At 30.7% G+C, this 15347-nt stretch carries 13 protein-coding genes; all 13 read left to right on the forward strand.

The window, feature by feature from the left end; translation table 11 throughout:
* Positions 1-60: 60 nt before the first annotated feature.
* Entirely contained in the window at positions 61-483 is a 423-nt protein-coding gene (locus ACI3VO_RS10330; RefSeq protein WP_439757843.1) for a gamma carbonic anhydrase family protein, read from the forward strand.
* A 72-nt stretch (positions 484-555) separates the two neighbouring features.
* Complete coding sequence (locus ACI3VO_RS10335; RefSeq protein WP_439757844.1) at positions 556-957, forward strand: FmdE family protein; 402 nt, start codon at positions 556-558, stop codon at positions 955-957.
* A gap of 28 nt (positions 958-985) precedes the next feature.
* Positions 986-1798, forward strand: a complete 813-nt coding sequence (locus ACI3VO_RS10340) for a class I SAM-dependent methyltransferase (protein WP_439757845.1) — start codon at positions 986-988, stop codon at positions 1796-1798.
* Positions 1799-1815: 17 nt separating this feature from the next.
* Positions 1816-4317 carry a single-stranded-DNA-specific exonuclease RecJ gene (recJ, locus tag ACI3VO_RS10345; RefSeq protein ID WP_439757846.1) on the forward strand — a complete coding sequence of 834 codons (2502 nt, stop codon included), beginning with the start codon at positions 1816-1818 and terminating at the stop codon, positions 4315-4317.
* 12 nt (positions 4318-4329) lie between these two features.
* Positions 4330-4842: an adenine phosphoribosyltransferase gene (locus ACI3VO_RS10350; protein WP_439757847.1), complete on the forward strand. Its 513-nt coding sequence runs from the start codon at positions 4330-4332 to the stop codon at positions 4840-4842.
* Positions 4843-4911: 69 nt separating this feature from the next.
* Positions 4912-7122, forward strand: a complete 2211-nt coding sequence (locus tag ACI3VO_RS10355; protein ID WP_439757848.1) for a RelA/SpoT family protein — start codon at positions 4912-4914, stop codon at positions 7120-7122.
* A 34-nt stretch (positions 7123-7156) separates the two neighbouring features.
* On the forward strand, positions 7157-7606 hold the full coding sequence (gene dtd, locus ACI3VO_RS10360) for a D-aminoacyl-tRNA deacylase (protein ID WP_320624976.1): 450 nt from the start codon (positions 7157-7159) through the stop codon (positions 7604-7606).
* A gap of 12 nt (positions 7607-7618) precedes the next feature.
* Positions 7619-8242, forward strand: a complete 624-nt coding sequence (locus tag ACI3VO_RS10365) for an MBL fold metallo-hydrolase (protein WP_320624977.1) — start codon at positions 7619-7621, stop codon at positions 8240-8242.
* A gap of 87 nt (positions 8243-8329) precedes the next feature.
* On the forward strand, positions 8330-9802 hold the full coding sequence (gene hemZ / locus ACI3VO_RS10370) for a coproporphyrinogen dehydrogenase HemZ (protein ID WP_439757849.1): 1473 nt from the start codon (positions 8330-8332) through the stop codon (positions 9800-9802).
* Complete coding sequence (hisS, locus tag ACI3VO_RS10375) at positions 9792-11054, forward strand: histidine--tRNA ligase (RefSeq protein WP_439757850.1); 1263 nt, start codon at positions 9792-9794, stop codon at positions 11052-11054. The genes hemZ and hisS overlap by 11 nt, the downstream gene beginning before the upstream one ends.
* Positions 11055-11166: 112 nt before the next feature.
* On the forward strand, positions 11167-12954 hold the full coding sequence (gene aspS / locus ACI3VO_RS10380; protein ID WP_439757851.1) for an aspartate--tRNA ligase: 1788 nt from the start codon (positions 11167-11169) through the stop codon (positions 12952-12954).
* Positions 12955-13204: 250 nt separating this feature from the next.
* The gene (locus tag ACI3VO_RS10385) at positions 13205-13540 is read left to right on the forward strand and encodes a DUF2325 domain-containing protein (RefSeq protein WP_320627096.1); all 336 of its coding nucleotides are present in this window, start codon (positions 13205-13207) and stop codon (positions 13538-13540) included.
* Positions 13541-13992: 452 nt separating this feature from the next.
* Positions 13993-14781 (forward strand): EFR1 family ferrodoxin, encoded by a 789-nt coding sequence (locus ACI3VO_RS10390; RefSeq protein WP_439757852.1) that lies wholly within the window; start codon positions 13993-13995, stop codon positions 14779-14781.
* Positions 14782-15347: the final 566 nt, after the last annotated feature.

The raw sequence follows: 15347 nt of genomic DNA on the forward strand, positions 1-15347 counted from the left end.
ATATAGCCACATTCTATATAATCAATACCGGTAGCAGAAAGTGCAGATATTATAGGAGATGTGAAAATAGGCAAAAATTCAAGTATATGGTACAATACTGTTCTTAGAGGAGATGAAGGTGCTAAAATAAGAATAGGAGAAAATACTAATATACAAGATGGCACAGTAGTACATGTAGGCTGGGACGTGGATACTGTTATAGGCGACAATGTAACAGTAGGACATAATGCTTTAGTTCATGGATGTACTATAGGAAACAACAGTCTTGTAGGTATGGGAGCAATAGTTTTAAATGGCGCTGAAATTGGAGAATTTTGCATGATAGGAGCTGGAGCTTTAGTAACTCAAAATAAAAAATTCCCAGATGGAACTCTTATAATAGGATCTCCTGCAAAGGCTGTAAGAGAATTAACTGAAGAGGAAAAACAAAGTTTAATAAAATCTGCAAATGATTATTATGAAACTGCTCAAAAACATAAATAATTAAAGCGATAAATGGAGATAGTATTATAATACTATGTCCATTTTTTAAATAAAAATAGGGGGTATGTAGGAATGAAATTTGATAAAGAATTATGGGAAAAGGTTACAGAATATCATGGACATAAATGCCCAGGAATAGCTATGGGATTTAAAATGTGTGAAGCAGCGATTTTAGAGATGGATGCAAATCCTTCAGAAGATGAAATAATTTGTATATCTGAAAATAAGACTTGTCCAGTAGATGCAGTTAGATTTATATTTGGATGTACTGAAGACAATAAAAAATTGGAGATTAGACCATCAGATGATTTGGCTTTTTCGTTTTTTAATAAGACAAATGGCGAAAAATTGAAGGTACAATTGAAAGAGCTAAATAAAGATAAAAAAATGGATAAAAATGAATTTATGGATTATATATTAAATGCAAATGCGTTTGATTTAGTTGTATTTTCAGATCCTGTATTTGAATTTTAAGAAATAGTATTAAAGTGGAGGGGGAGTTATGTTTATTGATAAAATAAAAGAAATTTGGGAAAATGATACTGCAAATAGTGTAGCTGCTATTGATTTATGGAATGAAAAGGCTGATTATTTTGGAAGCTATGATTTAGAAGAAGTTCAAAATGATAGATTTGTGGAGATTATTAGAGAAAATAATTTGATAGATAAGGACGCTACTATTTTAGATGTCGGATGTGGAGCTGGGAAATATTGCACAGCTTTAGCTGATGACTGTTTCAAAGCAATTGGAACAGATTTATCTCCTAAGATGATCGAGTCAGCAAGAAAAAAAGCTTTAGAATACGGCAAAAAAAATGTTGAATTTAGATGTGATGATTGGTTAAAACTAGATATAGAAAAAGAGGGATTACTACATAAGTTTGATCTAGTTATGGCTTGTATGACACCTGCAATATGCAATTATGACAGCTTTGAAAAGTTTATAGATTGTAGTAAAAATGCCGGAATTCTATGTGCTGGCACTAGAAGAAATGATTCAGTAACTGATGAATTAGATAAGCTATTAGGCGTTAAAAAGTCTAAAAGAAATTCAGAAGATATTATATTATATGCATTTAATATATTATGGGAAAAAGGCTATTACCCTAATGTAGAATACATAGATCAAAGCTGGGACAGCGAAGAGAGTGTTGATAAGGCTTTTAAGGTATATGTAAATAGATATAAATCTAAATACGATATCGACGAAGCTCAAGAAGCTATGGTCAGAAAATATCTAGAAAATATAAGCAAAGATGGAATAGTCTATGAAAAAATAAGTACAGTAAAAGCAATTATGTACTGGAAAAAATAATTTTAGGAGGAAACCTGGTGCTTTATAAAAAGAAGTGGACATTAAAACATTTTGGAAAAATAAAAGAAGATGAAATGAGCAAAAAAATTTGCATTTCCCCGGAAATAAGTCAAATATTAAAAAATAGAGACATAATAACAGAGAAAGATGCGGAAATATTTATGAATCCGTCTCTAGATTATTTGAGAGACCCATTTTTATTGAAGGATATGCAAAAAGCTGTAGATAGAATAAGAGAAGCCATAGATAAAAATGAGAGAATTTTTATCTATGGAGATTATGATGTCGATGGTGTTTCTTCTACATCTATATTATTTTTATACTTTAAATCAATAGGATATGATGTAAATTACTATATACCAAATAGACTTGAGGAAGGATACGGAATCAGTATCGAGGCATTAGAAAAAATAAATCAAATGGGCTGCGATTTATTGATAAGTGTAGACTGCGGAATTACATCGTATCCAGAGGTGGAATTTGCAAAAACTCTTGGCATGGATGTAATAATCACAGATCACCATGAGTGTCAATCAGATATACCAGATGCAATAGCAGTGATAAACCCAAAACAACCAGACTGCGATTATCCGTTTGATTCTCTATGTGGATGTGGAGTTGCATTTAAGCTGATACAAGCGTTGACACCACCTGAAGAATTTAAGAAGACTATGTACAATTATCTAGAAATCGTTACATTGGCGACTATTTGCGATATGGTGCCGCTGAAGGATGAAAATAGAATAATTGTAAAAAATGGTCTGAATATGATGAAAAACGGAAGAAATATAGGCTTACAAGAGCTAATAAAGGTATGTGGTGTAGATAATCAAAAAATAGGTTCATCGCATATAGGATACTCTGTAGGACCTAGAATAAATGCATCTGGGCGTTTGGGATATTCGTATCTAGGTGTAGAGCTTTTTACAACAGAGGACAGAAAAAAGGCAAAGGATATAGCTCTTGATTTAGAGGAAAAGAATAACGAGAGACAGCTGATAGAAAGCAAAATGTACAGTGAGGCTGAAGCAATTATAAATAACGACAAATCTTATGAAAATGACAAGGTTTTAGTAATAGCTAAGGAAGGCTGGCAGCATGGAATAATAGGAATAGTAGCCTCTAAATTGACTGAGAAATACTATAAACCAACTATATTGCTTACTATAGAGGAGGGTATGGCTACAGGATCTGCTAGATCGATAAAAGGCTTTAGTATATTCGATACTCTTGTTGAGTGTAAGGATTTGATGACTAAATTTGGCGGGCATGAACAAGCAGCAGGTCTATCTATGGACAGCAAAAATATAGAAGAGCTAAGACAAAGAGTAAATAAAATAGCCGATTACAATCTAACTCAAGAGGATATGATTGAAAATATAAAGGTAGAATATGAATTAGAGGAGCAACAAGTAACTTTAGATTTAGTAGAAGAGCTCCATAAATTAGAGCCATTTGGGCTTAGCAATCCTACGCCTAGATTTATTATGAGAGATTTAGTACTGGCTAATATAGGCTTTGTAGGGGCTTCAAAACAGCATTTAAAGATAACTCTTCAAAAGGACTTTGTGTATGAAGCTATAGGATTTAATATGGCTTATCTTGCAGATGAGTTTACTAGAGGTGACAAGGTTGATGTATTGTTCCAGCTTGGAGAAAATAATTACAATAACAATAGAAAGGTTCAATTGCTGCTTAAGGATATGAGAATCGCACATCCAAAATCAGCTATAAAGGATTTTACATCTATAAAGCTATTTTCTAAAATAGTTCCTCAGGATGTGAACAATTTATATAAAATAAATTACAATTTAGAAAATAATAGAATAAAAGATGAAAAATTTGGACAAAATGAAATATCAAATAATTTTAATATAGAAGATATGTCAAATGAAGATATATTTCAATACTTTGAAGGTGATACACTTGTTATTTGTAATACGTTAAATGGATTTTTTAGAGCTTATTCAGATTTATCGCTTATAGACGATGAGTTTGATGTAAATTTCGGAAAAATAACTAAAAATACGCATAAAATTAAACTTATATTTTCTCCTTATCTTGATAAATTGGATTTAAACATATATAATAATATTATTCTTTATGATTTTTTATATAATAAGGAAGAATATTCGTATTTATTAGATAATATTAAGTTAAATGCTAATTTTGTGAAGTATTATGACGATAAAAATAAATTATATTTAAATAATATAATGGAAAATATAATACCTAACAGAAATGAATTCATAACTATATACAAATATTGTATTACAAATAAACACGTTGAACTTACACTTAATAAAATAAAGTCGACATTAGGAATAATGCCACTTAAGCTATTTGTTATATTAAGTGTATTTAAGGAGTTTAATTTACTAGATTATCAAATAAACGAGACAGAAAATACTTTAATCATAGATTTTACGAAGAGTTCTATATCTAAGTTTAATTTAGATGAAAGTTTGATACTACAAAATATTGAACAATTAAGAAATAAGTACTTAGAAAGCTATTAGGAGGAGTCTTAGATGGATTTAAAGGAATGTGTAAGGGTTATTGAAGATTTCCCACAAGAGGGAATTAGTTTTAAGGATATAACAACATTATTAAAAGATGGAAAAGCCTTAAAATATTCTATTGATCAAATAGTAGAAGATTTAAAAGATAAACAAATAGATATAGTAGTTGGACCAGAAGCAAGAGGATTCTTAATTGGTACACCAGTTGCATATGCTTTAGAAGCTGGATTTGTGCCTGTTAGAAAGCCAGGAAAATTACCGGCAGAGGTTGAAAGCTTCGAATACGACTTAGAATATGGTTCAAATATACTAGAAGTTCATAAAGATGCAATAAAACCAGGACAAAGAGTAGCTATTGTAGATGATTTACTAGCTACAGGAGGAACTACTGAAGCAGCAATCAAATTAATTGAGAAATTAGGTGGAGAAGTTGTGTCAGCACAATTTTTAATAGAATTAGAGTTTTTAAATGGAAGAGACAAATTAAAAAATTATCATATTAATTCTCTAATTAAATACTAAAATAATAATAGTTGGTATATGCCAACTATTTTCATATATATAAAAATATAGGATAAATCAGGTGGTAATATGTATGACAAGGAATTGCAAGAAATTTTAGATAAAATTAAAAAATACGCTCCAAGCGCAGATGTGACGCCAGTTGTAAAGGCGTACCAATTAGCTAAATCTGCTCATGAAGGCGTATTTAGAAAATCGGGTGAACCATATATAATTCATCCAATAGCTGTTGCGAATATACTAGCCGATCTAGAGCTAGATATGGAGGTTATAGCAGCAGGTTTACTACACGATGTAGTAGAAGATACACCTTACACGTATGAAGACATCAAGGAGATGTTTGGAAAGGACATAGCTGACTTAGTAGATGGAGTTACCAAATTAGGTAAAATCAAGTATCAAACAAAAGAAGAATCTCAAGCTGAAAACCTTAGAAAAATGTTTTTAGCTATGGCTAAGGACATCAGAGTCATTTTGATTAAATTAGCCGATAGACTTCATAACATGAGAACTCTTAAATATATGCCAGAAGAAAAGGCAAAATATAAAGCAAAAGAAACGCTGGAAATATACGGTGGGATTGCTCATAGAATAGGTATATCAAAGATTAAATGGGAATTAGAAGATTTAGCACTAAAATACATTGATCCAGAGGGTTATAAAGAGCTTGCTAGCAAGATAACTAAAAAGAGAGATCAAAGACAGGCATATATAGATAAAATAGTAAAAATACTGGAAGAAAAACTAAAAGAAGTAAATATAAATTGTGAGGTTTCTGGTAGACCAAAGCATTTTTACAGCATCTACAAAAAAATGAAAAAGAAAAACAAGACATTTGAAGAAATTTATGATTTAACTGCTGTAAGAATAATAGTCGATACAGTAAAGGATTGTTATGGTGTTTTAGGAATGGTTCATACCATGTGGATTCCGATGCCGGGAAGATTCAAAGATTACATAGCTATGCCTAAGCCAAACCTTTATCAATCTCTTCATACTACTGTAATAGGTCCTGATGGAGATCCAGTAGAAATTCAAATAAGAACTCATGAAATGCATGAGATAGCAGAAAATGGTATAGCTGCTCACTGGAAATACAAAGAAGGAATTACAGGAAATCATGATACAAAAATGGAACAAAAATTAAAATGGCTAAGACAAATGATGGAATGGGAAAAAGACGTAAAAGACCCACATGAGTTTTTAGACGCGCTTAAAGAAGACGTGTTTAATAGCCAAGTTTATGTATTTACACCAAGAGGAGATGTCATGGAATTACCAGCAGGCTCTACTCCAATAGATTTTGCATACAGAGTGCATACAAATGTAGGTAATAAGTGTACAGGTGCGAAAGTAAACGGAAAGATTGTTCCAATAAATTATAAATTACAAAATGGGGAAATCGTTGAAGTTATAACTTCTACAAATTCTCCAGGACCTAGCCGTGATTGGTTGAGCATAGTACAAACGCCAACTGCTAGAAATAGAATCAGACAATGGTTCAAAAAAGAAAAAAGAGAAGAAAATATTGAGCGAGGAACAGAAATACTAGAAAAAGAATTCAAACGCTACAATATTCCATATAAAAATGCAAGCATTCAAAAATTCCTAGGACAAGTTGCAAAGAAATTTAATCAACCTAGCTTAGACGATTTGATTGCAACTATAGGTTACGGTGGTATAGCTACATCACAGGTAATGCCTAAGGTAAGAGATTACTACAATAAAGAGGTTAGCCGCCAAGAAAAAGAAAAACGAATGCAAGAAAAAGAAAAAGAAATAAAGAAAAACTACGACGAACAAGAATATGCTAAAAAGAGAAAGAAAAAAGATAGCGGTATTACTGTAAAAGGATTAGACAATATATTAGTAAGATTTGCTAAGTGCTGTAACCCACTTCCGGGAGATGATATAGTAGGTTATATAACAAAAGGTAGGGGTGTTGCAGTTCACAGAAAAGACTGTACAAATATAAATATAAACGATGAGTTTTTAAAGAACAGACTTGTTGAAGTCGAATGGAATAACCCTGAAAAGAGCAAATTTGAAGGTGAAATAAAAGTTATAGCAGTAGACAGAGTAGGTCTTTTAAACGATGTTATACATATTGTATCTATGGAAAAATTGAGTATAAGTGGTGTAAATTGCAGAGTTTCAAAAGACAATACAGTTAATATAAGTATATTAGTTGAAGTTAATGATATAGCAGAATTAAAACAACTTATGAAGAAAATAAAATCAATTCCAGGAGTTGATGAAGTTTCAAGAATGAGAAACTAGAATTTATAAATTGTATAAAATTTAGGAGGATGAGATGAGAGCTGTTGTTCAAAGAATATCATGTTCAAAGGTTACTGTAGATGAAAGAGTAACAGGAGAAGTAAAAAAAGGATTACTAGTTTTATTAGGTGTAACTCATGAAGATACATCTAAGGATGTAGATTATATGGTTGACAAGGTAGTAAATTTAAGAATATTTGAAGATGAAAACGACAAAATGAATTTATCTTTAAAGGATATAGATGGAGAAATAATGGCAGTATCTCAATTTACTCTTTATGGAGATTGTAGAAGAGGTAGAAGACCGAGCTTTACTGATGCTGCGAGACCGGAAATAGCAAATCCTCTATATGAAGAATTTGTTGAAAAAATAAGAAAACAAGGTATCACAGTGGGAACTGGTGAATTTGGTGCTCACATGATGGTAGAGCTTGTAAATGATGGACCAGTTACAATTTTATTAGAATCTAAAAAAGCTTTCTAAGGAGGGGTTTTTATGATAATTGAAACAATTGAAGAAAGATTTATGGGTGAAAATACTTATATCCTTGGAGATGAAAAGACTAAAAAATGTGCAGTAATAGATCCAGGCGCAAGTATTATAGATATATTAAATGTAATTGAAAAGCATCAATTTACTGTAGAATATATAATATTAACCCATGGTCATGGAGATCATATATCACAAGCACCTGAAGTAAAAAGAAGAACAAATGCTAAAATAGTGGCTCATGTAAAAGAAGAAGAAGTATTAATAGATAGAGTAAAAAATTTAAGTTCACAGCTTCCAGGGCCATTAGTTGAGTTTGATGCAGATATATATGTAGATGAAGGCGATATTATAGAGCTTGGAAGTCTTAAATTAAAAGTTATACACACGCCAGGTCATACAAAAGGTGGTATGAGTATAAAAGTAGGAGAAAATATATTCACAGGGGATACTTTATTTGCAGGAAGTATAGGAAGAACTGATTTTTATGGTGGAGATTACAAACAAATTATGAAATCTTTAAGAAAATTAGCTAAATACGATGATAATGCAGTAGTATATCCTGGACATGGACCATCTTCTACAATTGGAGTAGAAAAGAGAGTTAATCCATATATGCAACAAATCTAAGTTTTTCCAGTACTGTTTTAGCTAATAAAAGCAGTACTGGTTTATTTTTTTTATTGTATTTAACTAACAGAAAAGGAGTTATTGAAAATGGTAGGAATTGTTCTAAAAGGACATGATTATAAATACGAAGTAAGTGAGCTTGTAAAATTATTTACTTCTGATTTTAGATTTCTAGATGAAAGAGACTGCATGATGGTAATAGACAACAGTATTTTTTACCATGGAGATAAGATTTTTTCAAAGACAGTTTACTGTGAAAATTACGAAGAAATACTTAGCAATGTAGACTACAGAGATCTAAGTGGACTAGATGAAAGAGCTCGCAAAAAAACTATAAAAGAAACTATAAAAAGAAGTATGTTTAAAATACTTGAAAAGAAATTCGAAGCAAACGTGCCTTGGGGCATACTTACAGGTATAAGACCTGTCAAAATTGTACATGCTCTATTAGATGAAGGAAAAGACGAAAATTTTATAAAATCAAAATTAGCTGAGGATTATTACATAAATAGTGATAAAATAGAATTAGCTTTAGATATTGCTAAAAGAGAGAGAAAATTTATTTACCCTGTGGACAAAAATAAAGTATCATTATATGTAAGTATACCTTTTTGCCCAACTAGATGTTATTACTGCTCATTCCCGGCGAATTCTCTGAGCAAGTTTGAACATATGAAGCCTTTATATGTAGAAAAATTGCTTGAAGAAGTAAAGGGAGTTGCAAAGCTACTTAGAGAAAATAACAAGGAAATTGAGACACTATACATAGGGGGAGGTACTCCTACAACTTTAACACCTGAAGAAATGGACACTTTGATAACAGGTTTATATAGAGAATTCGATTTGAGTAATATCAAAGAATTTACAGTAGAAGCAGGTAGACCTGATACAATAAATAGAGAAATTCTAGAAGTTTTGAAAAAACATAACGTAACTAGAATAAGTATAAATCCACAGACTATGAACGACGAAACTCTAGAAAAGGTCGGAAGAAAACACACTGTAAATGATATAATTGAATGTTTTCAGTTGGCGAGAGAGCTAGGATTTGATAATATTAATATGGATATAATTTTAGGACTTGTGGATGAAAATCTAGAAATGGTAGAAAATACCCTAAAACAAATCGAAAAGCTTTCACCAGAGAGTCTGACTGTGCATACACTAGCAGTTAAGAGAACATCTAAGCTAAAGGAACACATAGACGAATATCAATTGACTCAATTTGATGAAATGTCTAAGATGATAGATTTATCTATGAAATACGCTAAAAAGATGGGACTTAATCCATATTATATGTATAGACAAAAACACATGCTAGGCAACCTAGAAAACATAGGCTATGCTAAGGAAGGCTACGAATGTATATACAACATCCAAATGATGGAGGAACGTCAAAGCAACATAGCCTTAGGAGCAGGTTCAATCACAAAATTTGTATATATAGATGAAAATAGAATTGAAAGAGTAGAAAACGTCAAGAATCTAGAACAATATATTGATAGAGTTGACGAAATGATAAATAGAAAATATGAGGAGGTACAAAAAAATGTTAAGTAAAGCACCTAGAGGAACAAAGGATGTAACACCAAAGGATGTATATAAATGGCATTATGTAGAAAAGAAATTTAGAGAAATATGTGCATTATATGGATATGAAGAAATAAGAACTCCTATCTTTGAACACACAGAAGTATTTGCTAGAAGTGTTGGGGACACAACTGACGTAGTTCAAAAGGAAATGTACACTTTCACTGATAGAGGGGACAGACAATTAAGCTTAAAACCAGAAGGAACTGCTGGTGTTATAAGATCATTTATAGAAAACAAAATGTATGCAGATACACAACCTACAAAATTATACTATATAACTCCTTGCTTCAGATATGAAAGACCACAAGCAGGTAGACAAAGACAATTCCACCAATTTGGTGTAGAAGTATTAGGTAGTGATGGACCATCAGTAGATGCTGAAGTTATATCACTTGCAGTACAATTCTTCAATGAATTAGGACTTAAAAACCTATCAGTTAATATAAACTCTGTAGGATGCCCTAAATGTAGAGAAGCATACAACAAAAAATTAAAAGAATATTTAGACCAAAAAACTGATGTATTATGTGAAACTTGTCTAGAAAGAAAAGATAAAAACCCAATGAGAGTTATAGACTGTAAAAACCCTCAATGTAAAGAAAACTTAAAAGACATACCATTTATGATAGATAATTTATGTGACGACTGTAAAGAACACTTCGAAACATTAAAGAAATACCTAACAGAAATGGGTATAGACTTTGTAGTTGATAAAACTATAGTTAGAGGATTAGACTACTATAGAAAGACTGCATTTGAAATAATCTCTAATGATATCGGAGCTCAAAGCACTGTTTGCGGTGGTGGTAGATACGATGGATTAGTTGAATTACTTGGAGGACCTAAGGATGTAAGTGGTATAGGATTTGGTCTTGGAATAGAAAGATTATTATTAACTCTAGAAAACAACAACATAGAAATAGAAAATCCAAAATCAACTGATATATATATAGCAACTATAGGAGATGCTGCTAAGACTAGAAGCTTCAAGATAGTAAAAGACCTAAGAGCTAACCACATAAGTGCTGATAACGACCACTTAGATAAGAGTATAAAGGCTCAATTCAAATACTCTGACAAGATAAACGCTAAATACACAGTTGTTATAGGTGATGATGAATTAGCTAATGACACTGCAACTCTTAAAAACATGCAAACATCAGAACAAACAACTATAAAATTAAGTGAATTAGTTGACGAACTTAAAAAAAGATTATAATCTAATATAGGAAATTGACGATTAATTTAAATAAAATACTAAAGGGGACTACTAATTATTACCACAAAGGGAGGTCCCCCTTTAGTGTGTAAAAAAGATAAAGGAGAAAAAAATGGAGACATTAAAAGGATTAAAGAGAACTCACTATTGCGGTGATCTTAGAATCGAAAATGCCGGAGAAGAAGTTATATTAAATGGTTGGGTTCAAAAGAAAAGAAACTTAGGTGGATTAGTATTTGTCGACTTAAGAGACATAAGAGGAATAAGCCAAATAATATTCGATGCAGACGTAAGCAAGGATGCATTTGAAAAAGCTGAAAAATTAGGTTCAGAATATGTTATAGCTGTAAAAGGAACTGTACGTGAAAGAGAAGCAAAAAATCCTAATATGGCTACAGGAGATATAGAAATATCTGCTACAGAGCTTAGAGTTCTTAGCAAATCACAAACTCCTCCAATATACATCAAAGACGACGACAACGTATCTGAAGATAAGAGATTAAAATACAGATACTTAGACTTAAGAAAGCCTTCTATGCAAAAGAACTTAATTCTTAGAAGTAAAGTCGCTCAAATAGTAAGACAATACTTAACAGAAAACAACTTCTTAGAAATAGAAACACCTTTCTTAATAAAACCAAGTCCAGAGGGTGCTAGAGATTACCTTGTACCAAGTAGAGTTAACCCAGGTAAATTCTACGCTTTACCACAATCACCACAATTATTCAAACAAATATTAATGGTAAGTGGTATGGATAGATATTTCCAAATAGTTAAATGTTTCAGAGACGAAGACTTAAGAGCAGATAGACAACCAGAATTCACTCAAATAGACTGCGAAATGTCTTTTGTAGATGAAAATGACGTTATGACTATGATGGAAAACATGATAGGAAGAATATTCAAAGAAGTTCACAATATAGATATAGAATTACCACTTAAGAGAATGACTTATAAAGAAGCTATGGACAGATTTGGTTCTGATAAACCAGATACTAGATTTGCTATGGAGCTTACAGACGTATCTGACTTAGTTAAGGACTGCGAATTCGGAGTATTCTCATCAGCTGCTAACGGACAAAACTCTAGCGTAAGAGGTATAAACGCAAAAGGTGGAGCAGATGCATTCTCTAAAAAAGGAATGAAAAAATTAGAAGAACATGCTAAAACTTACAGAGCTAAAGGATTAGCTTGGATCAAAGTTAAAGAAGATGGAATAGATTCACCAATAGCTAAATTCTTCAAGGAAGACGAAATAAAAGCAATCTTAGAAAGATTAGATGCTAAAGCAGGAGACTTATTATTATTTGTAGCTGACAAAAATAAAGTAGTATACGATGCATTAGGTCAATTAAGACTTGAAGTAGCTAGAAAAATGGACTTAATAGATAAGAGCAAATACAATTTACTATGGGTAACTGAATTCCCTCTATTTGAAGAAGATGAAGAAACAGGAAGAATGGTAGCAATGCACCATCCATTCACTTGCCCATTAGATGAAGATATAGACAAATTAGAACAAGAAGACAAGACTCAATTAAGAGCTAAAGCTTATGACATGGTATTAAATGGATATGAGCTTGGTGGAGGTAGTGTCAGAATCTCTGATGAAGAAGTTCAAGAAAAAATGTTCAGAGCATTAGGCATGAGCGAAGAAACTGCAAATGAAAAATTTGGATACCTATTAGAAGCCTTCAAATACGGTGTACCACCTCACGCAGGTCTTGCATTTGGATTTGATAGACTTATGATGCTACTTGCTGGAGCTGACAACATAAGAGAAGTCATAGCATTCCCTAAAAACCAAAATGCTATATGTCCAATGACTAATGCACCAGGATTACCTGAAGATGGTCAATTAGAAGAATTAAGTATAAAGGTTGATTTAGAAGAAAAATAATATAAACGTTGTTTATTAATTATAAAAGCTGTCTACTATAGGATAAATCGTAGTAGGCAGTTTTTTTGCTTATTTATAGATAATAAAAAGTAATTGATAAAAATTATCAATTATAATTGACTTTTTTAAAAGAATACATTAACATTATATTAAATGATAATCACTATCAATTTATTGACAAATAAAAATAAATGGATTATAATTATCAAAATGATAATAAATAATAAAGAGTCAAAAGGGGTGAAAATGTATGAGTTTAGTAATAGTCGGTGGAAATGAAAGAATGAAGAAAGATTACATACAATTAGCAAAAAATAGGGGATATAAAGCAAAAGTAGTTTTAAATATGTCGTCAAGAGTAAAAAGATCAATTGGGAGCCCTGATGCGGTAGTTATATTTACATCGACGGTATCACATAAATTAATGGCATCGGTTGAAACTCAGGCAAAAAAACAAGATATACCTATAATAAGAAATAAAAATAACAGCAAATTTGCGTTTGAACAATCTTTAGATTTAGTTGATGAATGTACAGGTGCTTGTAAATCATGTAAAAATAAGAATTGTATAATGAAGAATCAATAGAATATTAATAAGAATTTAAAATAAAGTTATTACTTTTGTAACATAAATAATTTAATATAGATATTGTAAATAGATAAATAAAACAACACTATAATAGATAAAAATATACGATTTGAATCTAAAAAGTATAAATTTTATAAATCTAAAAAGTAGTAATACTTAAATAATACTTCAAAAAATTACAAAATAAGGTATAATATTAATTAGAAGGTTGGTTATAAAAATTTATCATTAGGGTATAGCCAATAAAAAATCTCAGGATTCCTAGTCCCCTGAGATTTTTTTATTTTTATAGCTTCTAATGCCATTTTGACATTAAAATGAAGAATAGCTATTATAATTATATAAAAAACGAAAAATAAAAATAACTATTTTACAGGTTGAAAATAATTAATAGATGTGTTTCAATTATATAGGAAGAGGAGAGTTTACATGTTAGGGGGCAAAGAAAGATGATATTTTATTACTCAGGGACCGGGAATTCTTTATGGGTAGCTCAAGTAATAGGCAAATACCAAGATGAAAGATTGATAGATATATCACTAGAATTGCAAAAAAATAAAGAAGAATATGTTTATGACTTAGAGAAAAAGGAAAAAATAGGATTTGTATTTCCCACGTATTCATGGGCACCACCTCAAATAGTTGAGAATTTTATTAAAAAAGTAAAATTTAACGGATATAAGCAAAATTATTTATTTTCGGTTTATACTTGCGGGACTGATTCAGGATGTATGTCAAAGTATCTTGATAACATGTTTAAAGATAAAAAAATGGAAATATATTATACAGAGTTTATACAAATGCCTGAGAATTTTATAACCATGTTTGATTTAGACTCTACTCTTTTGAGAAATAAAAAATTAGAGGATGCGCAGAAAAAAATCGTTAAAATAAATGAACAGATTGCAGATGGATATTTGCATGTATTTGATAAAGAAAAATATTCTATAAAGGACTATTTAAAAACATATATAATAAAGCACTTATTTTATTTTTTCTTTATGGGAACTACAAGATTTAAGGCTGACGATAGATGTAATTCGTGTGGACTTTGCGTAAAGGTCTGCCCCTATAAAAATATAACAATGCATCAAGGTAAGCCTATGTGGTCTCAACGTTGTACAAAATGCATGGCTTGTATCTGTAGATGTCCTAAAGAAGCTATCCAATATGGGAAAAGGACAAAAAGTAAGGGACGATATTATAATCCACTATTAAAAGATGAGAATAAAAAATAAATAAAAATTAATAAAGCACGGGATTTTCTATATAAAAAAAGCAACTAAACAGTTGCTTTTTTTATATACATGCAGCGACGATGGTAATTACCTATTTAACCACCATCGTCGTCGGCTTTAATTGACTAAAGTTTATTTAGGAAAACGATTTTAAACTTCATAAAAACTTAAATATAGAATTTATGACGATTCTACAATTTTTATAGAAGAATAAAGTATTTGTATAGTTATAATTATATATAATTTTAAAATTAAGTTCTATAGAATTGTAAAAATATTATGAATTAATAAAATTTTATGACATAATTTATTTTTTATGGGATTTAATTTGTCAAGAATTGATATAAAAATAATTATTTTGTTACAATTAATTATAAATGGGTAGAATAAATTGGAGAGATAAAAATGGATAGATTATTTTATTATGATACTAAAATAGGAAGATTGGGAATTAGAGAAGACGGAGAAGGTATAACTCATATATATTTTAGAGAACCTAATGTAGATGAAGAAATTGAAGAAAATAAATTAGAGATTCAGGAAAGTGATTTAACAAAAAATGCGTA

The organism is Intestinibacter sp., assembly GCF_051866655.1.
In the GTDB taxonomy this organism is placed as follows: Bacteria; Bacillota; Clostridia; order Peptostreptococcales; family Peptostreptococcaceae; genus Intestinibacter.

Coding starts and splice junctions, on each gene's coding strand:
- ACI3VO_RS10335 (WP_439757844.1), top strand. CDS start 556: ATGAAATTTGATAAAGAATTATGGGAAAAGGTTACAGAATATCATGGA.
- ACI3VO_RS10340 (WP_439757845.1), top strand. CDS start 986: ATGTTTATTGATAAAATAAAAGAAATTTGGGAAAATGATACTGCAAAT.
- ACI3VO_RS10350 (WP_439757847.1), top strand. CDS start 4,330: ATGGATTTAAAGGAATGTGTAAGGGTTATTGAAGATTTCCCACAAGAG.
- ACI3VO_RS10355 (WP_439757848.1), top strand. CDS start 4,912: ATGTATGACAAGGAATTGCAAGAAATTTTAGATAAAATTAAAAAATAC.
- dtd (WP_320624976.1), top strand. CDS start 7,157: ATGAGAGCTGTTGTTCAAAGAATATCATGTTCAAAGGTTACTGTAGAT.
- ACI3VO_RS10365 (WP_320624977.1), top strand. CDS start 7,619: ATGATAATTGAAACAATTGAAGAAAGATTTATGGGTGAAAATACTTAT.
- hemZ (WP_439757849.1), top strand. CDS start 8,330: ATGGTAGGAATTGTTCTAAAAGGACATGATTATAAATACGAAGTAAGT.
- hisS (WP_439757850.1), top strand. CDS start 9,792: ATGTTAAGTAAAGCACCTAGAGGAACAAAGGATGTAACACCAAAGGAT.
- aspS (WP_439757851.1), top strand. CDS start 11,167: ATGGAGACATTAAAAGGATTAAAGAGAACTCACTATTGCGGTGATCTT.
- ACI3VO_RS10385 (WP_320627096.1), top strand. CDS start 13,205: ATGAGTTTAGTAATAGTCGGTGGAAATGAAAGAATGAAGAAAGATTAC.
- ACI3VO_RS10390 (WP_439757852.1), top strand. CDS start 13,993: ATGATATTTTATTACTCAGGGACCGGGAATTCTTTATGGGTAGCTCAA.